The organism is Pseudomonas fluorescens, assembly GCF_019212185.1.
Taxonomy (GTDB): domain Bacteria; phylum Pseudomonadota; class Gammaproteobacteria; order Pseudomonadales; family Pseudomonadaceae; genus Aquipseudomonas.
This window is the reverse complement of sequence record NZ_CP078138.1, coordinates 4,075,140-4,094,438: the sequence shown is the minus strand read 5'-3', so window position 1 is coordinate 4,094,438 and position 19,299 is coordinate 4,075,140. Positions and strand designations below refer to the sequence as shown.

The following is a 19,299-nucleotide window of genomic DNA, read 5'->3' as shown; positions in this document are numbered from 1 at the left end:
GGTCCGCTTTGCCCTCGTGTTCGCTAGGGTGTGCCTGCCTGGGTAAGCGGCATTGGCCGATCGCCCGATAACAACAAGAGAGCGCAGCGATGCAACGATTCATTCCCAACCTGTTGGCGGCCGCACTGGCGTTGGCCGCCGTTCCGGCGATGGCCGCCGCCGACCTGGTGCTGTTCAACGGCAAGGTCTACACCGCCGAACCCGGCCAGGCGCTGGTGCAGGCCGTGGCCGTGCAGGACGGCAAGATCCTCAAGGTCGGCAGCGATGCGCAAATCACCGCCCTGGCGGATGCCAAGACCCAACGCATCGACCTCGCCGGCAAGGTGCTGATGCCCGGCCTGATCGACACCCACAGCCATCCGGTGGTTGCCGCCTACGACAGCATGGGCGCCAATTTGCAGGACGAAGTCATGCCGGTGGCCGAACTGGAGAAGTGGATCATTGAGCAGGATAAGGCCGGACGCGCCAGGGCAGGGGAGGTGATCAGCATCGCCGGGACCAGTTCGGCCTACTGGGAAAAGTCCCGCGAACTGGGCCAGCGCTTCAATCAGGGCCGTTGGGCCGATCAGCCCATCGTACTCAGCGGCATTGACGGCCACACCGGCTGGGCCAACAACGCCATGCTCAAGCGCCTGAAGATCGACGCTGCGCTGGTCAAGGGGCTGTCGGAGCAGGACCGCAGCTTTGTCGGGCATGAAGCGGACTTCACTCCCACCGGCTACTTTGCCGAGTCGCGCTGGGACATCGTGCGCGGTGCAATTCCCGCCCCGAGCAAGGAAACCATGCTGCAAGCCGCCCGCGAAGCGGTCCGGGTCAACAACCAATATGGCGTGACCGCCTGGATGGATGCCGCGGCGAACGCCGGCAGCGAAGATTCGCTGTTCGACTTCAGGGCTGGTCCGGACAGCGTCGGCGTGTTGCCGCTCTATCAGGCGCTGGCGCAGAAAGGCGAGCTTAACGCCCATGTCGCCGCCTTGCTGCTGACCAATCCGAAGAGCCAGCCCAAGGATCTGGACGTCGTGGCCAAGGTCATGCAGCAGTTCCAGGGCGTGCCCAACCTGACCTTCCCCGGGATCAAGATCTTTGCCGACGGCATCCTCGAATTCCCCGGCCAGACCGCAGCGGTCATCGTACCGTTCAAGAACAGCAACAAGAACGGCCAGTTGCTGATCGACCCGGCGCACTTCGGCGAGTTGGTGGTGGCGGCGGAAAAACGCGGCTGGATCGTCCACACTCACGCGGTCGGCGACCGTGCGGTGCGCGAGGTGCTGAACGGCGTCGAATACGCGCGCAAACTCAGCCCGACCCCGGTGCCCCACAGCATCGCCCACTTGCAACTGGTCAACCCCAAGGAGTTCCCGCGCTTCAAGCAACTGGGGGTCATCGCTTCGATGCAACTGCTGTGGGCCACTGGCGAAAGCTACACCGTCGAACTGGTCAAGCCGTACATCAGCGCGTTCGCCTATGGCTACCAGTACCCGGCCAGGTCGCTGCATGACGCCGGTGCGACCATCGCCGGCGGCAGCGACTGGCCGGTGTCGAGTCCTAACCCGTTCAATGCAATCGCCCAGGCCAGCACCCGCAAGGGCCCACTCGGTGTGTTGAATGCCCAGGAAAGCCTCGATCGCCAGAGCATGTTCCAGGCCTACACCCTCAACGCCGCCAAGACCTTGCGCCTGGAACAGCAGATCGGTTCGCTGGCACCGGGCAAACAGGCTGACCTGATCATCCTCGACCGCGACGTGTTCAAGGTCAGCGACGACGAACTGTTCGAAACCCAGGTGCTCAAGACCTTCTTCGCCGGCAAGCAGGTCTACGCCCCAGCCTCCTGATCACGCCATCGCTGCATCTCGTCCGGGCCCCGTGCAACACGCGGGGGCCGGCAACGCCGTGCCCGCAATTACCCGCACACACATAACAACAAGGGTTCCCCATGAAAGCATTCTCGGTCCTGACCTTGGTCGGTTGCGTCCTCGCGCCCCTGACTTCTCAAGCGGTGACGCTCAACGACGATTTCAACCTCGACATGATCGTCACCGCCACCAGTGACTATCGCTCCCGTGGCATCTCGCAAAGCCTCGGCGATCCGGCGGCGCAATTCGGCGCGACCCTGACCCACAGCAGCGGCCTGTATGTCGGCGCCTGGACCTCCAGCGTGGACTTCGGCGATGACTTCAAGACCCGCCAGGAACTGGAGTACTACGCCGGCTATTTCTGGCAGGCCACGGACGCCATCAGCCTCGACCTGGGCTACATCAAGTACGACTATCCCAAGGAAGCCCAATTCAACCTCAGCGAGGTCTACGCGATTCTCGATCTGTACGGCGTGAAGCTCGGCACCTATTACTCCAGCGACACGCCCAATGTGTTTGGCGAGGACCAGGACACCTTCTACGCCTACCTCGGCTACACCCTGTCCTTGCCCGCCGAGTTTGGCCTCGACCTGCGGGTCGGCCGCAATGACGTCAAAGACGAAGCTTTCGTCTCGCCCAACGGCGACAGTCGTTCCACCTACTACGAGTGGGAAGCCAAGCTCACTCGGGACTTTCTCGGGGTCAACTGGGGGCTGAGCTACATCGACACCAACCTGAAAAAAAGCGAATGTGCCAACTGGTACGGCTTCGACGACCTGTGCTCGGCGACCGTCGTGGTCAGCGCCAGCAAGGCGTTTTAACGCCGCCTGCGGTCCACCAAAACAATAAATCCAGGAAATACCGTTCATGACCAAGGTCATCGATAACCCCAAGCGTCACTCACTGATCGAGTCGCGCTCGATCGATTTTATTCCCGAGGCCGAGCGTCATGGCAGCCTCTGGAGCCAATTCACCCTGTGGCTGGGAGCCAACCTGCAAATCACCGCCATCGTCACCGGCGCCCTGGCTGTAGTGCTGGGGGGCGACGTGTTCTGGTCGCTGATCGGCCTGTTGCTTGGCCAGGTGCTGGGCGGCGCGGTGGTCGCGCTGCACGCCGCGCAAGGGCCGAAGCTCGGCTTGCCGCAGATGATTTCCAGCCGCGTGCAGTTCGGGGTCTATGGCGCGGCGATCCCGATCGTCCTGGTGTGCCTGATGTACCTCGGGTTCAGCGCTACGGGCGCAGTGCTTTCCGGGCAGGCGATTGCCCAGTTGATCGACGTCAGCGACAGCGCCGGGATCCTGATCTTCGCCGCCAGCATCGCCTTCCTGACGATCTTCGGTTATCGGGTGATTCACATTGTCGGGCGAGTCGCCAGCGTGTTGGGGATCATCGCCTTTGCCTACCTGTTCACTCGCTTGTTGACGCTTAACGATATCGGCCTGTTGCTCGACAATCGCCACTTCAACTGGAGCACCTTCCTGCTGGCGGTGTCGCTGTCGGCTTCCTGGCAGATCGCCTTTGGCCCGTACGTGGCCGATTACTCGCGCTACTTGCCGAGCAACACGTCATCCTGGAAAACCTTCGCCGCCGTTGGCCTGGGCACGGTGCTCGGGGCGCAGGCGTCGATGGTCCTCGGGGTGTTCGCTGCTGCCTTGGCCGGGGCGAATTTCCGTGGCCATGAAGTGGCGACCATCGTTGGCCTGGGCAGCACTGGAGTGATGGCGTCGCTGTTGTACCTGAGCGTGGTCTTCGGCAAGGTCACGGTCTCGACCCTCAACGCCTACGGCAGCTTCATGTGCATCGCCACCATCATCAGCGGCTGGCGCCGGCGCCTGGAAATAAGCGCCGGGCAACGCATGGTCTTCGTCCTGCTGATCGTCGCCGCGTCCACCACCCTGGCGCTGCTGGGGCAGTACTCGTTCCTCAACTCGTTCAAGTACTTCATCCTGTTCCTGCTGACCTTCTTCACCCCGTGGAGCGCGATCAACCTGGTGGATTATTACTTCATCAACAAGGAACGCTACGACATCCCGGCCCTGTCCGACCCGGCGGGGCGCTATGGCGGCTGGAACGTGCTGGGCATCAGCGTGTACGTGATCGGCGTGCTGATCCAGTTGCCGTTTGTCGATACTCACTTTTATTCCGGAGCGATGGTCGCGCAGTTGGGTGGTGTGGACATTTCCTGGATCGTCGGGCTGGTGGTGCCGGGGGTGATGTACTACTGCCTGGCTCGGCCTGCGGGTGTGGCGGCGGGTCTGACACACCGAGGTGTCTGAATCAGAAGTTCACCGACGCGCTCAGGCGTGCGGTCAGCGGTGCACCCTGGAACAGGTAGTTGTCGCCCATGTATTCCCCGACATCGCGCCAGTAACGCTTGTCGAACAGGTTGTCGACGCTCAGGCGAAACACCGTTTCATAACCGTCGATGCGCGTGCTGTAGCGGCTGCCAAGGTTGAATACGGCATAGGCTCCGGCTTGTGCCTCGCCTTGCTGGCTGGCGTATTTGCTGCCGCTGTACTGCACGCCACCCAGCAACGCCAGGCCATCGATCCAGGGCAGTGCGTAGTCGCCGTAGAGGCTGGCGCGCAGGGTCGGTACGTTGATCGTCTGGTGCCCTTCATAGGCGGGCGTGCCGCTGCCGCTGACCCGTGAACGGATCGCTGCGACAGTTGCGGAAATCTGCAGGCGCTGGCTTGCCCAACCATTGGCCGACAGCTCCAGGCCGGTGTTTTTCTGGTCACCCTGCTCGACGAAGGTGAAGCTGCCGTCGGCATTCGGCCGCGAATACTGGTAGGCCTGGCGGATCTCGAACAGCGCGGCGCCGAGGCTGATGCGCTGCCAGTCGTACTTGATCCCGGCCTCGATCTGCCGCGACACGCTGGGCGCGAGAATTTCGAAGGCGTTGCTGGCAAACCACGGCGCTTCGCTGCCCAAGGACAAGCCCTTGCTGTAACGGGTGTACAGCGCCAGCTCCGGCAGCGGTTTGTAGATCAATGCGGCCTGGGGCAGGAACTCATAGCGCTGGGTATGGCGCGTGGTGTCGCCCTGGCTGTCGAAGGTTTCTTCGTCGAGGCGCACTTCGCGGGCGCCGAGTACGGTCTGCCACTGCTCGTTGAAACTGATCCGGTCGTTGAAAAACAGCCCGTACTGGCGGCTGTCGAGGTGGCGGTAGGCGTCGTTGAGCGGTCCCTGGTAACGCGGGAAATCCTCGGGTTCGCTGTCGATGTTGGCGCTGCCGATCATCTGGTTGATCGGCTCGCGCTTGTCAACGATGCGCCGAAAGGCACTGCTGCCAACGGTGAGCTGATGACCGAGGCCTGCAGTGTCGAAGCGGCCGCTGAGGGTGGCCTGCACTTCGTCGTTGCGTCGGGTGTCGTCGGGGCTGCGGAAGTCGTAGAGGTCGTAATCGCCTTCGGCGCTGAAGTGATTGGGCACGGCCACATCGCTGCAACTGGCCGCCCCATAGCAGCCCCAGGCGAACGAGCTGTAGTCATCGATCACCACGCGACTGCGCGAGGCGCTGAGGTTGGCTTTCCAGGTGTCGCTGAAGCGGTATTCGAAATTGCCGTTGAGGTTCAGCGCGTCAGTGGTCACCTGATTGGCGCCGCTCTGGTGGGCGAGTAGCTTTTTGGGCGAGGCGTGGTGCGGCAGCTCGGTGCCGCCGAGCAACTGATAGCCCGGCGCCGAACGCTGCTGACGGTTCTGGTATTCGACGTCGAGTTGCAGCAGGGCCGCGTCGCTGATGGTCCAGTCCAGGGCCAGCGCGGCAAAGTCGCGTTGGCCGTTGGTGTGCTCGACGTAAGAGTGGATGTCCTCGTGTGCGAGGTTGGCGCGCAGGCCGATCTGTTGTTCGCTGCCGAAGAACCCGCCGACGTCGGTGGCCAGGTAACCGCTGCCGCGATCATCGGTGGAGACCGTGACCGAGCGCACATCGGTCGGTCGCTTGGTCACGTAATTGACCAGCCCGCCGGGCTCGCTGACCCCGCTCTCAAGCCCCGCGAGGCCCTTGAGCAGTTCCACCTGCTGTTTGTTTTCCAGACCGACGTTCTGCTCGCCGGCGATGGTCCGGCCATTGATCTTGTAGCTGCTGGCCGCGTTCAGCGAGAAACCACGAACCACGAAGTTTTCGTAGTAGCCGATTGGCGCATAGCTCTGGCCCACCGAGGCATCGTTTTTCAATACGTCGCTGAGCAGGCGGGCCTGCTGGTCCTTGATCAGGGCATCGTTAATCACCGTGATCGAGGCCGGCGTGTCGAGCAACGGCGCTGCTTCGAAACCGCTGACAGAGGCCTCACTGGCCTGGTAACCGGACGGCTCCTCGGCGTTCACAGTGACCGCCGGCAGCAGGGTTTCAGCGGCCTGCGAGGGCAGGGCGCTGGACAGCAGCAGGCTGAAAGTCAGCGGGGAAGTCCGGTAAAGCCAATCCATGTAAAGCTCCTTGATGACTGAAATCCCTGGCCACGCGACCTCCGGGCACAGGTCAGCCACTGCGCGATGCGGCTGATTTTTTACGCGGCGCATCATACAAGACGATGATCATTGATGTGGGAGCGGGCTTGTCCGCGAAGGCGATCTGTTTGTGTACATCGCTTGCAAGCTCCCACAAAAAAACCACTCCAGTATTAGACCGTTTATTTCTCTGGGTTATTTGGATAGACACAAGACGCATATCCACGACACCAAAAACGCTGCCGCAGTCACCAATTTATCCGTTATCACATCCACCCTGCAGCGAAAGCATCCACTCCTGCGCAAGTCATCGCATTAACGCGGTTGGCGCAGTGTTTTCCGCTGCTGGATGGGCCTCTTGTCGTACGTTCGCCAGTCCCTAGAATCGGCGCCATCTACTTCACCTTGCCTTTCCAATCCTTCAGGGAGCTACACCATGATGAACGCCATGCAGATGCCAATGTCGATGCCGATGAACAGCCAAATGCCGATGATGGGCATGCCAATGATAATGGCGACCATGAGCTGCGAAATGATGGACGACGGCATGCTGTGCATCATGATGCCGGCCTCTGGCATGGACATGGGGATGTTCCGCAACAGCGCGCAAATGATGCAGATGATGATGAACTGCGGCATGCCGATGATGATGCACTGCGCCAACATGAGCATGATGTGCATGTCGGCATCGAGCATGAGCATGCCGATGATGGGCGCCATGATGCCGGTGATGGGCATGCCCATGCCTTCGATGAAATGCGTGATGGAGTGCAGTGTTCAAGACGACCGCATGCTGTGCAAGATCATGCCGATGGCGGGCATGAACATGGACATGATGAAGAACTGCTGCGCGCTGATGATGAAAATGATGAACGACTGCGGCATGCCAATGATGATGAGCTGCAACGGCATGCCGATGATGTGCTGCACCTGCTGATCAACGTGTTTGGCAGCGGCTGGGTTTTAATCCAGCCGCTCCGGATAGGTCACCACCAGGTAGGCCACGGCCTCGCTGTCGGCGGGGTTGCGGTAGCGGTGGGGCTGGTCGGCGTAGAACAGAATCGAGTCGCCCGTCGATAGCAGGTAGCGTTCATCATTGACGCTGATTTCCAACACGCCCTGCGCCACCACCAGGTTCTCCTGGACCCCCGGACCATGGCCTTCGCTGTGGTCCTCTCCCAAGGCGCTCAGGCGCAACTCATAGAATTCCGATTGGCGTGCCACGTCATACGGGAACAGCGCGCGGCTGACGAAGCTGCCACTGGCACTGACCAGACGTTTGCTCTGACTCGCGGACAGCACCGCGACACCTTCGAATGCGCGGTGCTCAAGAAAAGCCGCGACCGAGACTTTCAGGCCCTTGGCAATTTTGCACAGCACCTTGATCGACGGCACGCTGCGTCCGGATTCGATTTGCGCCAGCATCGCCCGGCTGACGCCACACTGGCGGGCAAGGGCGTCCAGCGACAGGTGCCGCTTGGCCCTTAGCCGCTGCAGGTTCTGCGCGACCCGATCGCAGATTGGCTCCTCTTGCGCAGTTTGCAGATTGTTCAGGTCCTCCAGCGGTTCATCGGCGCTGGCAAGAAAGCGCAGGGGGCCGAAGGCATTCATGCGTGATGGGTCCGAATGAGGGACGTGGGCGCCCAGCTGAAGGCGGGCCCGGTGGCCTGAAGTGCGTACATATCCCACATGGCCCGTGCCCGCTGCTGGGCCAGTTTGCGTGTGCGGTAGCGGGCGAAATCGATGAGTTGGGCTGTCGGCTTCATGGGGCACTTCACTGTGATGATGAATGACGGGATGGGCTGAGCCTACTCGCGATCTGTTATATCGATAAATACTGATTATCTATTTGTTAATTCCTTTCGGTTATTTAAAGCACTCCCATTCAGTACTGGCCATCGACCTAAGCTAATTCCAAAAAAGTATTTATTTCAGATTTTTAAGATCGATTAGCTTTATGTCGTCAGGGTGTACTGCGCCTGGGACGCCATGCTGTTTTGGCGTCAGGCGTGCCCGCTCCAAGCTTTTCCCTTCCTATCGGGCGATGACTCTTGTGACCATTCTTCAAACCCCTCCCGCCCGTGGCTCGATCGACACCCTGGCTGCGCGTGACGCCGACGTGGTACTTGAGCTGCGCAATGTAACCAAGGCCTATGGGCCATTGCAGTCGAAGGCCCCGGCCGTGAGCAATGTCAGCCTCAAGGTGCGGCGCGGTGAAGTGCTGTGCCTGATGGGCACCTCCGGCAGCGGCAAGTCGACCTTGCTGCGGCATATCAATCGGCTGATCGAACCGTCCAGTGGCGAGGTGTTGATCGAAGGACAGGCCATTAGTGCCTTAAACAGCAAGGCATTACGTGAATTGCGTTCGCGGCGTATCGGCATGGTGTTCCAGCATTTCGGCCTGCTGCCCCATCGCACGGTGCTGGACAACGTGGCCTTGCCCTTGGAGTTGCGCGGCGAATCGGAAGCGCTCCGGCATGCAGCCGCCGCCCAGCAACTGCAGGCGGTGGGGTTGCAAGGCTGGGGTGAGCATTATCCCCACGAGTTGTCTGGCGGCATGCGCCAACGTGTCGGGCTGGCCCGGGCGCTGGTGACCGAGCCGGACATCCTGCTGATGGACGAACCGTTCAGCGCCCTCGACCCGACCATCCGCCGTGACTTGCAGGAGCATTTCCTCAGCCTGGCCCGCGAGCGCGGGATCAGTACCTTGCTGGTCACCCATGACCCGGCCGAAGCCTTGCGCCTGGCCGACCGGATCGCCGTGCTGCGCCAGGGTCAACTGGTGCAACTGGGCACGCCGCAGCAACTGCTGGAGCAACCCGCCGACGCCGAAGTGGCGGATTTCTTTCGTGATTGCCTGCCGGGCGCCAGTGCGCAGCAGGCAGCCAAGCCGACCAAGGTCGCCGATCAACCTCAGAGCCACAGCCTCAGCCCAGGTCTGCCCGCGTGGCAAGCGCTGTTGCTGGGGCCGGCGGCGCTCGCGTCGCGGGGCAAGGGTGGGCTGTTCTGGCTGGGCTTTGCCAGCGAACTCGCGGCATTGGCGACGCTGGCCCAAGGGCTGGTCGCCGGGTCCTGGTTGCCGGTGCTGATCGGCGCATTGCTGCTGCTCGCCAGTCGCTGGACCGCGCTGTCGCTGAGTGCCCAGCCGTTGCGCGCCCGTCCGAGCAATTGGCTGTTGCCATTAACGGTGCTGCTGGTCAGCCAGGCGTTGGTGGTCTGGCGGGTGATCACCCCGGATACCAGTGGCGCCTTACTTCAGTTCCCGGCCAACCGCCAGCTACTGCTGCTGACGGCGCAGAGCATCGATCAATTCATCAGTTGGTCCCAGGTGACGTTCGAGGGCGCGTTTGTCGGGGTCATCGTCGCGGTGCGCACGGTGATCGAAGGCATCGAAAATGTCCTCGGCTGGCTGCCGTGGCCGGTCGCGGCGCTGGCCCTGGTGTTCCTCGCCTGGCGCTCGGCGGGCCTGGCACTGGCGCTGACCAGCAGTCTCGCGCTGCTTTATATCGGCCTGTTCGGCTTCTGGGACAGGACTATCGCGACACTGGCGCTGGTCGGTTCTTCGGTGCTGATTGCCCTGGTGCTCGGCGTGCCCACCGGCATCCTGCTGGCGAAACGCGCGTTGGCACGCCGGCTGATTACGCCGTTGCTGGACGTGATGCAGACGCTGCCGACCTTCGTGTACCTGATCCCGGCCGTGGCGTTCTTCTCGGTCGGCAAGACCCCGGCGGTGATCGCCACGGTGATCTTCGCCCTGGCGCCGATGATTCGCCTGACCTCACTGGGCATTCAGGAAGTCCCCAAGGATGCCGTCGAGGCGGCGGTCGCCCACGGCGCCAGCCCCTGGCAAACCCTGATCAAGGTGCAACTGCCGCTGGCGCGTCGCTCGTTGTTGCTGGGCATCAACCAGACCCTGGTGATGAGCCTGTCGATGGTGGTGGTCGCCGCCCTGATCGGTGCCGGTGGCCTGGGCTACGACGTGATGACCGCGTTGCGCAACATCAAGGGCGGCGAGGGCATGCTCGCCGGCGCAGCGATTGTCCTGTGCGCGCTGATCCCGGATCGAATCATTCAATCGAGCTTGCGCAAGCAAGCCCCGACCTACTCCTGAACGTGAGGCTTATCGTGAACAAACCCTTATCACGCACCCTGGGTGCCGTCGCATTACTGGCCGCCCTGGTGGCTCCACAGACGTTGCTGGCCAAGGAAAAAATCGTCATTGGCGAGCAGAACTGGACCGGTGCCATCGCGATCCAGAACATCCTCGGCGAGGTCATCAGCAGCCGTCTCGATGGCGATGTCTCGTACCTGGCCGGCGACGTCGCGGTGCTGTTGAGCGCAGCGGCCAAGGGCGATGGTTCGGTGGATGTGCTGACCGACATCTGGTTGCCCAACCAGTCGGCAGCCTGGGCCAAATACGTCACTGGCGCCAAGCCAACGCTGGTGCCCAACGTCCATCCTTATGCGGGCGAGCAGGGCTTCTACATCCCGGGCTACTTGCAGGACAAGTACGGGGTCAAGTCAGTGTATGACCTGAAGAAGCCCGAAGTGGCGAAATTCTTCGAGCCGCTGGGCGGTGGCAAGGCGCAGTTGCTGGTGGGCCCAGCCGGTTGGGAGTCGACCTACATCGGGCAGATCAAGGCCAAGGATTATGGTTTTGCCGACAAGTTTGAGGCGGTCTCCACGGAAGCCTCGGTGACTTACTCGAAACTGGCCAGCGCCTACAAGGCCGAACGCGGTGTGGTGTTCTATGCCTACACCCCGGACTGGATCTTCTCCGCGTACGACCTGCGTCGCCTCGAAGAGCCGGCGTTCGACGGTTACGCCCAGGACAACAAGAAGGGCGACCCACTGTACAAGGCTGACGGTTGCTGGAAATTCATCAGCCCGACGGTCGATCCTGATTGGCTGAACAAGAGTCAGATCACCTGCGCCTTCCCGGATGCTCGGGTCCACGTGCTGGCTTCCGCCGCCCTGCAACAGCGGGCGCCGAAAATTGCCGAGTTCCTGCGTAATGTCGCCATCGACCCGGCCCAGCTCAACGAGCTGATCCTCAAGATCGAAAAAGAGCAGCAGCCGGCGGATGTGGTGGCCAAGGCGTGGGTCCAGGACCATGCCAGTACCGTGGATCAATGGTTGTCGGGCGCGGCGCCGAAAGTGAGTGCGATCCCATGAGCCAGCCTTCCTTGCGGTTACTCGACGGTGGCATGGGCCGGGAACTGGCGCGCATCGGCGCCCCGTTCCGCCAGCCGGAATGGTCGGCGCTGGCCTTGATCGAGGCGCCGCAGTACGTGCTCCAGGCGCACCAGGCGTTTATCCGTGCCGGAGCGCGGATCATCACCAGCAACAGTTACGCGGTGGTGCCCTTTCATATCGGCGAGCAGCGTTTCGCCGAACATGGCCTGGCGTTGGCCGAGCGGGCGGGGCGCCTGGCGCGGCAGGCGGCGACCCAGAGTGGCGAGGTGGTCAGTGTCGCCGGTTCGCTACCGCCGGCCCTCGGTTCCTATCGCCCGGACTTGTTCGATCACCGGCAATCGGTGGCAATCCATCGCCAGTTGATCGCCGGCCTACGGGCCTATGTCGACGTCTGGCTGGCGGAAACCCAGAGCTCCATCGCCGAGGTCGAGGCGGTGGCCGAAGCTCTGTCCGAGGACAGCAAGCCATTGTGGCTGTCGTTCACCTTGAGCGATGACCTCGGCGAACCGCCGCGCCTGCGTTCCGGCGAGCCGGTGGCCGAGGCGGTGCGGGTGGCGGCGGGGTTGGGGGCTGCGGCGGTGCTCTTCAATTGCAGCCAGCCGGAAGTCATGGGCGCGGCACTGGCCGAGGCCGGCAAGGTGGTCAAGGCGCTGGGCCTGGACATCGAGCTTGGGGTCTACGCCAATGCCTTCCCGGCCGTGGCTGAAGACGCCAAGGCCAATAGCACCTTGCTGAAGATCCGCGCCGACCTGGGCCCGGAACCTTACCTGCAGTGGTCGCGGACCTGGGTCGCGGCGGGGGCCAGTATCGTTGGCGGCTGCTGCGGCATCGGGCCGGAGCATATCGAACAGTTGCATCGGCATTTGCAGGGAGCTTTTTCTGGTGATGTGCCGGATTGATGTACGACCCTGTAGGAGCTTGCCAGCGAAGGCGGTGGGTCTGACACCCCCAGGTGTCTGAATCGCTAGCAGGCTCCCATTAGATTCTAGGTCGATCCTAAGATCTGTGGTCACCGCAAAATCCCCTACGGATGCACTGTTATAAAGCCGCCCCCCTCATCCGTGCACTAAGCCAAGCCACGCCGCAGGGTCAGCGCCGGGATTGGCAACTCGCTTCGCGCACCCGCCAATTCCCCGGAAAGGCCGCTCTACGGGCTTCGCAGCCAGTTCGAAAGCACTCGCTCATAAAACTGGCACAAACGCTGCAACACCTCCCGCAGGCCCACCGCGAACACAGTCGAGTGGGCAGCCCCCTCGGTCAACGACGATCGATTGGCCGCAGAGGTCGTGGGCAACAGCGACAAGCCGGGCACAGCAGTCCGGCGGCATCGCAGACGAACAGGCAAAGACGCCTGGAACCGCAAGGTTTCAGGCGTTTTTTTTTGGCTTTTGAACAGTGACCTGGTGCTACCTATGAACCCCAATGTTGCCCCGTTGAACACCTCGCAAACGCTGATCGTGATCGGCAATGGCATGGTCGGTCACCACTGTGTCGAACAGTTGATCGAGCGCGGTGCCCTTGAGCACTATCAATTGCACGTCTTCAGTGAAGAGCCGATGCGCGCTTACGACCGCGTGCACCTGTCCGAGTATTTCACCGGGCGCGATGCCGAGTCGCTGGCGCTGTCCGCGGCGGCGCTGTACCAGACGCCGGGGGTGACCCTGCACCTGGGCGTGCCGGTGCTGGAGATCGACCGCGCCGCCCGCCAGGTGCTCACCGCGCAAGGGGCCACCGCCTACGACAAGCTGATCATCGCCACCGGCTCCTTTCCTTTCGTGCCGCCAGTCGAAGGTGCTGCCGGTGACTCGCGCCTGGTCTATCGCACCTTGGCCGACCTTGACGCGATCCGCGCCGCCGCCCGTAACGCCCGCCGTGGCGTGGTGGTTGGCGGTGGGCTGCTCGGCCTGGAGGCGGCCAACGCCCTCAAGAGCCTGGGCCTGGAAGCCCATGTGGTGGAGTTCGCGCCGCGCCTGATGCCGGTGCAACTGGATGAACTCGGTGGCCAGGCGCTCAAAGCGCAGATCGAACGGCTCGGCGTTGGCGTGCACCTGTCTTGCGCCACCCAGTCGATCACTGCCGGCGAGCAGTACCGCTACCGGATGAATTTTGCCAACGAGCAGCACCTGGAAACCGACCTGATCGTGTTCTCCGCCGGGATTCGTCCGCAGGACAATCTGGCCCGTCAGTGCGCGCTGGAAATCGGCCCGCGCGGCGGGGTGGTGATCGACGACCAGTGCCTGAGCAGCGACCCGGACATCTACGCGATCGGCGAATGCGCCGCCTGGAACGGCAGCCTGTTCGGCCTGGTCGCCCCCGGCTACCAAATGGCCCGCAACGTTGCCGCGCAGTTGTGCGAGCAGCCGGCCGAGCCGTTCCTCGGCGCGGACATGTCGACCAAGCTGAAATTGCTCGGCGTCGACGTCGGTTCCATCGGCGACGCCCATGCCCACACCCCGGGCGCGCGCAGCTACCAGTTCATCGACGAGGCCAGCGCCAGCTACCGGCGGCTGGTGGTCGACGCCAGCGGCAAGCACGTCCTCGGCGCGGTGCTGGTGGGCGACAACAGCTACTACGATACCTTGTTGCAATACGCGCAGAACGGCATCGCCTTGCCCGCCGAACCGGCCAGCCTGATCCTGCCGTCCTCGGCCGGCGCACCGACCCTCGGCCCCGGCGCCTTACCCGATGCGGCGATGGTCTGTTCCTGCCACAACGTCAGCAAGGGCGCTATCTGCTCGGCCATCGATGGCGGTTGCAGCGACCTCGGCCAACTCAAGGCACAGACCAAGGCCTGCACCGGTTGTGGTGGTTGCGCCGGGCTGCTCAAACAGGTTTTCGAACACGAACTGATCGCCCGTGGCGTCAGTGTCGACAAGAGCCTGTGCGAGCATTTCGCCTATACCCGCCAGGAGCTTTATGGGCTGGTGCGGGTCGAGGGCCTGTTGAGTTTCGAAGAAGTGCTGGCGCGTCACGGCCGTGGTCACACCGGCTGCACAGTGTGCAAGCCGGCGGTGGGTTCGATCCTCGCGTCGTGCTGGAACCAGCCGATCATGGACGCCTCGCTGGTGCCGTTGCAGGACACCAACGACACCTTCATGGCCAACATGCAGAAGAACGGCACCTACTCGGTGGTGCCGCGGATTGCTGGCGGCGAAATCACCGCCGACAAGCTGATCGTGATCGGTCAAGTCGCAAAAAAATACGACCTCTACACCAAAATCACCGGCGGCCAGCGCATCGACTTGTTCGGCGCCCAGTTGCATCAGTTGCCGCAAATCTGGAGTGAGCTGATCGAGGCCGGTTTCGAGACCGGCCACGCCTACGGTAAATCGACCCGCACGGTGAAGTCCTGCGTCGGCAGCACCTGGTGCCGCTACGGCGTGCAGGACAGCGTGGCCATGGCCTTGTTGATCGAGGATCGCTACAAGGGCCTGCGCTCGCCGCACAAACTCAAGTTCGCGGTCTCGGGCTGCACTCGCGAGTGCGCCGAAGCGCAGAGCAAGGACGTCGGAGTGATCGCCACCGAGAAGGGCTGGAACCTGTACATCTGCGGCAACGGCGGCATGCGCCCACGTCATGCCGAGCTGTTCGCCACCGATCTGGATGACGCCAGCCTGATTCGCTACATCGACCGCTTCCTGATGTTCTACATCCGCACCGCCGACAAATTGCAGCGCACCTCGGTCTGGCGCGAGAGCCTGGAAGGTGGTCTCGACTACCTCAAGCAGGTGATCCTCGACGACAGCCTCGGCCTGGGCGACGAGCTCGAGTCGCAGATGCAACTGGTGGTCGACCGCTACGAATGCGAGTGGGCCAACGCCCTCAAGGACCCGGAAAAACTCAAGCGTTTCCGCACCTTCGTCAACGACGACCGCGCCGACCCGGCCATCCATTTTGTCGAGGAGCGTGGGCAGCGTCGGCCGATCATGGCTGCTGAACTCAACCTTATCCCTGTCACCGAGGAGTCTGTCTGATGAGCCTGTCCACTTCCCAGCGTGTCGAAACCCTAGCTGTGATCGAACCGTCCACCGCTTGGCAGGCGGTGTGCCGCGAGCAGGATCTGGTGAGCAATTCCGGGGTCGTGGTGTGGCTCGATGGCGACCAGGTGGCGCTGTTCTACCTGCCCGATGCCGAGGGTCGCACCCTGTACGCCATCGACAACCACGACCCGCAGTCGGGGGCCAACGTCATCGGCCGCGGCCTGATCGCCAGCCTCAAGGGCGACCTGGTAGTAGCCTCGCCGCTGTACAAACAGCACTTTCGCCTGGAAGACGGCCACTGCCTGGAACACCCGCAGCAGCGTTTGCGTGTGTGGCCGGTACGGTTGCAGGATGGGGTGGTGCAGGTTGGGGCAGTGCGAAGCTGACACTGCTCAGTGCTCAGTGCTCACTGCTTTCTGTGGGAGCTGCCCGGGCGGCTCCTACAGATTTTCGGGGACACCCGAGCTGTGCGGGCGCTCTACCCCCTGTAGGAGCGAGCCTGCTCGCGATGAACCAGAGAGCGCCGCGAACATCCAGAATGCCCGCATCATCGCCCTAAAAACACGGGAGTCAGGTATGAAAACAGCCGCACAACTGCTCAAGCTCAAGGCCGCACAGAACCGCCAGGTGCACAGCATCACCCCCGAGGCGATGGTGCTCGATGCGCTGAAAATCATGGCCGAGAAAAACGTCGGGGCCTTGCCGGTGATCGAGGCGGGGCAGGTGGTCGGGGTCATCAGCGAACGCGACTATGCGCGCAAGGTGGTGTTGCAGGGGCGTTCGTCAGTGGGCACGCCGGTGCGCGCAATCATGAGTTCGCCGGTGGTCACCGCCGACAGCCAGCAGAGCATCGAGCGCTGCATGGCGGTCATGACCGACAGCCACCTGCGTCATCTACCGGTGCTGGAAGCCGGACAACTGATCGGCCTGCTGTCGATTGGCGACCTGGTCAAGGAAGCCAGCGTTGAACAGGCCAGGCTGATCCAGCAGATGGAGCATTACATTCGCGGCGATTGATCGACACCGCGATCAAAACATCCCACTCAGCGGATACTCGACCGCCAAACGAATCTGATCGGTGTCGAGTTCCGCCTGGGCAGTGTTGCCGCGGTGCAAGTTATGCCGCAGCGACAGGGTCAGGTCCTTGGCCGGGCCGCTCTGCACCACGTAACGTGCTTCCAGATCACGCTCCCAGTGCTTGCCGCCCTGGCCGTAACCGAGGTAGGCGTAGCCGCCGGCCGGGTCGACGTGACGCCCATCGATCCCACTGCCGCGCACATAAGCGGCACTGAGCACCAGCCCCGGCCAACCAAAAGCCTGCATGGCGAGGTCGTAGCGGGCCTGCCAGGACTGCTCGTTCGGCGCGTTGAAGTCCGACAGTTGCAAGGCATTGGTGATAAAAATCGCCCCACGGGTCACGTAGTCGAAAGGGCTGTCGCCATCGACCTTCTGGTAGCCAAGGCTGAAGGTGTGGGCGCCGTTACGGTAGCTGGAAAGCAAACTCCAGGTGGTGTTGTCGATAGTGCCCGACCAGGCCCGGCCGGTGTCCTGGGTGCGGTACAGATTCAAATCGACTGACAGCGACTGGTTGCCTCCCAGGCTGTAGCTGTAACTGCTACCCAGGTAATGCTGGCGCCAGTTGTCGGCGTAGCGTGAGGTGTAGAGGCTGGTGGACAGGCCGTCGATACCGTCATAGACCACGCCGGCGAGGTCGAATTCGTTGCCCTGTCGGCCATTGGAATAATTGACCACGAACCCCTGGTCATGACTCGACGCATTGCGATCGGTGCTTTCGGTGAAGTGCCCGCCGACCATTTTCAGCCCGCTGATTTCCTGACTGTTGATGAAAATCCCGGTGGCGGTCTCCGGCAGCAGGCGGCTGTCGGACGAACTGAAGACCGGGGTTTTCACCCGTTGTTCGCCGTAGCTCAGGGTGGTCTTCGATGCACGCAACTTCAATGCTGCGCCGCCTCGGGCGAACTGGTCCTTGGGATAACCCTCGTTGTCGACCCCCAGCAAGCGCGCCTTGCCAGCACGGCCGCCGCCACTGTCGAGTTGGCGGGCGTAGTAGGTATGGGCGTCGAGGCCTACGCCGATCAGGCCCTGGGTGAAGCCCGACTGCAGGCTGCCCATCAATCCGTAACCCCATTCCTCGGCATAACCGTTACGTTCGCTGCGCGGTTTGTAGGTATTGCGTGCGGCGTTATTGCGCGCGCCGTTGCGGTATTCGCGGTGGTCGTAGACGGTGCGATTGAGCAGGCTCCAGGTGCTGTCCTCGATGAAGCCCTGGCTCTGTTCCTGGGAGGGTGCCGCAGACAGCGAAGTGGTTTGAGCAGCCAGGGCGAGTGGCAGGGCGAAGCGGTTGATTCTGGGCACAACGAGATTCCTTGCAGACCCCGCCGGCAGTCTCTGAATCGCCATGGGGCAGGGGCTAGAGCCTCCGGTTGGCGATCGACGGGGTTTCGAATAGGTTGCGTAATGTAATACTATTACGTAAATTTGCAAGCTTTATGGCCTGCAGGCCACTTCCTTCACCTTCTGCGTTGTGAAATGCCCATGACCTCTGCTGTCCTTCGCCCCATTGCCGCCACCCGGCTGCTGTCCATCGATGCCCTGAGGGGATTGGTGATTCTGTTCATGCTGCTCGACCACGTGCGCGAAACGTTTTTCCTGCATCGCCAGGTCAGCGACCCGATGGACATCACCAGCACCGAACCCGAACTGTTCCTCAGCCGCACCCTGGCGCATTTGTGCGCGCCGGTGTTCGTCCTGCTCACCGGTTTGTCGGCTTACCTGTATGGCGAGAAATACGCCGGCAAGGCCGATGTCAGTACCTTCCTGTTCAAGCGCGGACTGTTCCTGGTGCTGCTGGAAATCACCCTGGTCAACTTCGCCTGGACCTTCCAGTTCCCGCCGAGCGTGATCTACCTGCAAGTGATCTGGGCCATCGGCCTGAGCATGCTCGCCTTGTCGGCGATGGTCTGGCTGCCGCGCGCGGTGTTGCTGGTGCTCAGCCTGCTGATCATCGCCGGGCACAACCTGTTGGACGGTCTGCACTTCGGTCTTGAGTCGGCGATGCACGTACCGTGGGCGGTGCTGCATGATCGCGGCTGGATCGAGTTGGGCGACGGTTTGCGCTTGCGCACGTCCTATCCGCTGCTGCCGTGGATCGGGGTGATTGGTTTGGGCTATGCCCTCGGTCCGTGGTTTGCCCAGGGTGTCGATGCCTCGCGGCGTCAGCGCGCCTTGCTGGTGGCTGGATTGGGCGGGTTGGCGGGTTTTGTCGGTTTGCGCCTGCTCAATGGGTATGGCGAGAAGCCGTGGGTGTCGGCGGATGCTGTGGGGCAGACGCTGATGAGTTTTTTCAACATCACCAAGTATCCGCCGTCGCTGCTGTTTCTCACCTTGACCTTGAGTCTTGGGCTGCTGTTGTTGCTATGGTTCGAGCGCCGCCAGAACAGCCGCTGGATCCTCGCCCTGACGGTGTTCGGCTCGGCGCCGATGTTTTTCTACCTGCTGCATTTGTATGTGCTGAAGTTTGCCTATCTGGCAGCGGTGGCGGGGTTTGGGTTGAATCAGGGGAGTTACTTTGGCTTTGATTCGATGGGGTGGGTTTGGCTGGTGGCGGTGGGGTTGGCGGTGGGGTTGTACCTGCCGGTGCGGTGGTTTTCGCGGTTGAAGGGGCGGCGCAGGGATTTGCGGTGGTTGAAGTATTTTTGAGGGGGGTAGGGTTTTCCGGTGTACATCCCGTTTATGTACATATCCATTCCTGGGGTAACGGCCGCTTATGGTTGCGCCCCCCAGCGCCGGGGGTGTCAGA

General features: G+C 62.3%; 14 protein-coding genes. 11 read left to right on the top strand and 3 right to left on the bottom strand.

Translation table 11 applies throughout. The annotated features are described in order from the left end of the window. The first annotated feature begins 89 nt into the window (after positions 1-89). From KW062_RS18180 to KW062_RS18170, 3 genes are all read left to right on the top strand, one after another. Complete coding sequence (locus tag KW062_RS18180) at positions 90-1,832, top strand: amidohydrolase (RefSeq protein WP_105755943.1); 1,743 nt, start codon at positions 90-92, stop codon at positions 1,830-1,832. Between the two features lie 101 nt (positions 1,833-1,933). Further along, positions 1,934-2,674 carry a TorF family putative porin gene (locus KW062_RS18175; protein ID WP_027616248.1) on the top strand — a complete coding sequence of 247 codons (741 nt, stop codon included), beginning with the start codon at positions 1,934-1,936 and terminating at the stop codon, positions 2,672-2,674. 46 nt (positions 2,675-2,720) lie between these two features. Next, entirely contained in the window at positions 2,721-4,130 is a 1,410-nt protein-coding gene (locus tag KW062_RS18170; RefSeq protein WP_027616249.1) for a purine-cytosine permease family protein, read from the top strand. 1 nt (position 4,131) lies between these two features. On the opposite strand, the gene KW062_RS18165 is transcribed toward KW062_RS18170, so the two are convergent. Then, positions 4,132-6,282: a TonB-dependent siderophore receptor gene (locus tag KW062_RS18165; protein ID WP_105755944.1), complete on the bottom strand. Its 2,151-nt coding sequence runs from the start codon at positions 6,280-6,282 to the stop codon at positions 4,132-4,134. A gap of 457 nt (positions 6,283-6,739) precedes the next feature. On the opposite strand from KW062_RS18165, the gene KW062_RS18160 reads away from it, so the two are divergent. After that, positions 6,740-7,240, top strand: a complete 501-nt coding sequence (locus tag KW062_RS18160; protein WP_081786271.1) for a hypothetical protein — start codon at positions 6,740-6,742, stop codon at positions 7,238-7,240. Positions 7,241-7,266: 26 nt separating this feature from the next. On the opposite strand, the gene KW062_RS18155 is transcribed toward KW062_RS18160, so the two are convergent. Then, positions 7,267-7,914 (bottom strand): helix-turn-helix domain-containing protein, encoded by a 648-nt coding sequence (locus KW062_RS18155; RefSeq protein WP_027616251.1) that lies wholly within the window; start codon positions 7,912-7,914, stop codon positions 7,267-7,269. Positions 7,915-8,362: 448 nt separating this feature from the next. Between KW062_RS18155 and KW062_RS18150 the strand changes: the two genes are divergently transcribed. The 6 genes from KW062_RS18150 to KW062_RS18125 all read left to right on the top strand — a co-directional run bounded on the left by KW062_RS18150 (position 8,363) and on the right by KW062_RS18125 (position 16,496). Then, the gene (locus tag KW062_RS18150) at positions 8,363-10,414 is read left to right on the top strand and encodes an ATP-binding cassette domain-containing protein (RefSeq protein WP_256351139.1); all 2,052 of its coding nucleotides are present in this window, start codon (positions 8,363-8,365) and stop codon (positions 10,412-10,414) included. Positions 10,415-10,428: 14 nt separating this feature from the next. Further along, complete coding sequence (locus KW062_RS18145; RefSeq protein ID WP_371321420.1) at positions 10,429-11,478, top strand: ABC transporter substrate-binding protein; 1,050 nt, start codon at positions 10,429-10,431, stop codon at positions 11,476-11,478. Beyond that, positions 11,475-12,398 (top strand): homocysteine S-methyltransferase family protein, encoded by a 924-nt coding sequence (locus KW062_RS18140; RefSeq protein ID WP_105755945.1) that lies wholly within the window; start codon positions 11,475-11,477, stop codon positions 12,396-12,398. Before KW062_RS18145 ends, KW062_RS18140 begins: the two co-directional genes overlap by 4 nt. A gap of 513 nt (positions 12,399-12,911) precedes the next feature. After that, on the top strand, positions 12,912-15,473 hold the full coding sequence (gene nirB / locus KW062_RS18135) for a nitrite reductase large subunit NirB (protein WP_027616255.1): 2,562 nt from the start codon (positions 12,912-12,914) through the stop codon (positions 15,471-15,473). Continuing rightward, positions 15,473-15,865, top strand: coding sequence for a nitrite reductase small subunit NirD (gene nirD, locus KW062_RS18130; protein WP_105755946.1), 393 nt, complete (start codon positions 15,473-15,475; stop codon positions 15,863-15,865). The genes nirB and nirD overlap by 1 nt, the downstream gene beginning before the upstream one ends. Before the next feature lie 190 nt (positions 15,866-16,055). After that, on the top strand, positions 16,056-16,496 hold the full coding sequence (locus KW062_RS18125; protein WP_105755947.1) for a CBS domain-containing protein: 441 nt from the start codon (positions 16,056-16,058) through the stop codon (positions 16,494-16,496). Positions 16,497-16,508: 12 nt separating this feature from the next. Here the strand turns inward: KW062_RS18125 and KW062_RS18120 are convergent, their stop codons facing one another. Further along, the gene (locus tag KW062_RS18120; protein ID WP_371321456.1) at positions 16,509-17,846 is read right to left on the bottom strand and encodes an OprD family porin; all 1,338 of its coding nucleotides are present in this window, start codon (positions 17,844-17,846) and stop codon (positions 16,509-16,511) included. A 189-nt stretch (positions 17,847-18,035) separates the two neighbouring features. Here KW062_RS18120 and KW062_RS18115 point away from each other — a divergent pair, with 189 nt between their 5' ends. Continuing rightward, the gene (locus tag KW062_RS18115; RefSeq protein WP_218424808.1) at positions 18,036-19,199 is read left to right on the top strand and encodes a DUF1624 domain-containing protein; all 1,164 of its coding nucleotides are present in this window, start codon (positions 18,036-18,038) and stop codon (positions 19,197-19,199) included. Positions 19,200-19,299: the final 100 nt, after the last annotated feature.

Coding starts and splice junctions, on each gene's coding strand:
- KW062_RS18180 (WP_105755943.1), top strand. CDS start 90: ATGCAACGATTCATTCCCAACCTGTTGGCGGCCGCACTGGCGTTGGCC.
- KW062_RS18175 (WP_027616248.1), top strand. CDS start 1,934: ATGAAAGCATTCTCGGTCCTGACCTTGGTCGGTTGCGTCCTCGCGCCC.
- KW062_RS18170 (WP_027616249.1), top strand. CDS start 2,721: ATGACCAAGGTCATCGATAACCCCAAGCGTCACTCACTGATCGAGTCG.
- KW062_RS18165 (WP_105755944.1), bottom strand. CDS start 6,282: ATGGATTGGCTTTACCGGACTTCCCCGCTGACTTTCAGCCTGCTGCTG.
- KW062_RS18160 (WP_081786271.1), top strand. CDS start 6,740: ATGATGAACGCCATGCAGATGCCAATGTCGATGCCGATGAACAGCCAA.
- KW062_RS18155 (WP_027616251.1), bottom strand. CDS start 7,914: ATGAATGCCTTCGGCCCCCTGCGCTTTCTTGCCAGCGCCGATGAACCG.
- KW062_RS18140 (WP_105755945.1), top strand. CDS start 11,475: ATGAGCCAGCCTTCCTTGCGGTTACTCGACGGTGGCATGGGCCGGGAA.
- nirB (WP_027616255.1), top strand. CDS start 12,912: ATGAACCCCAATGTTGCCCCGTTGAACACCTCGCAAACGCTGATCGTG.
- nirD (WP_105755946.1), top strand. CDS start 15,473: ATGAGCCTGTCCACTTCCCAGCGTGTCGAAACCCTAGCTGTGATCGAA.
- KW062_RS18125 (WP_105755947.1), top strand. CDS start 16,056: ATGAAAACAGCCGCACAACTGCTCAAGCTCAAGGCCGCACAGAACCGC.
- KW062_RS18115 (WP_218424808.1), top strand. CDS start 18,036: ATGACCTCTGCTGTCCTTCGCCCCATTGCCGCCACCCGGCTGCTGTCC.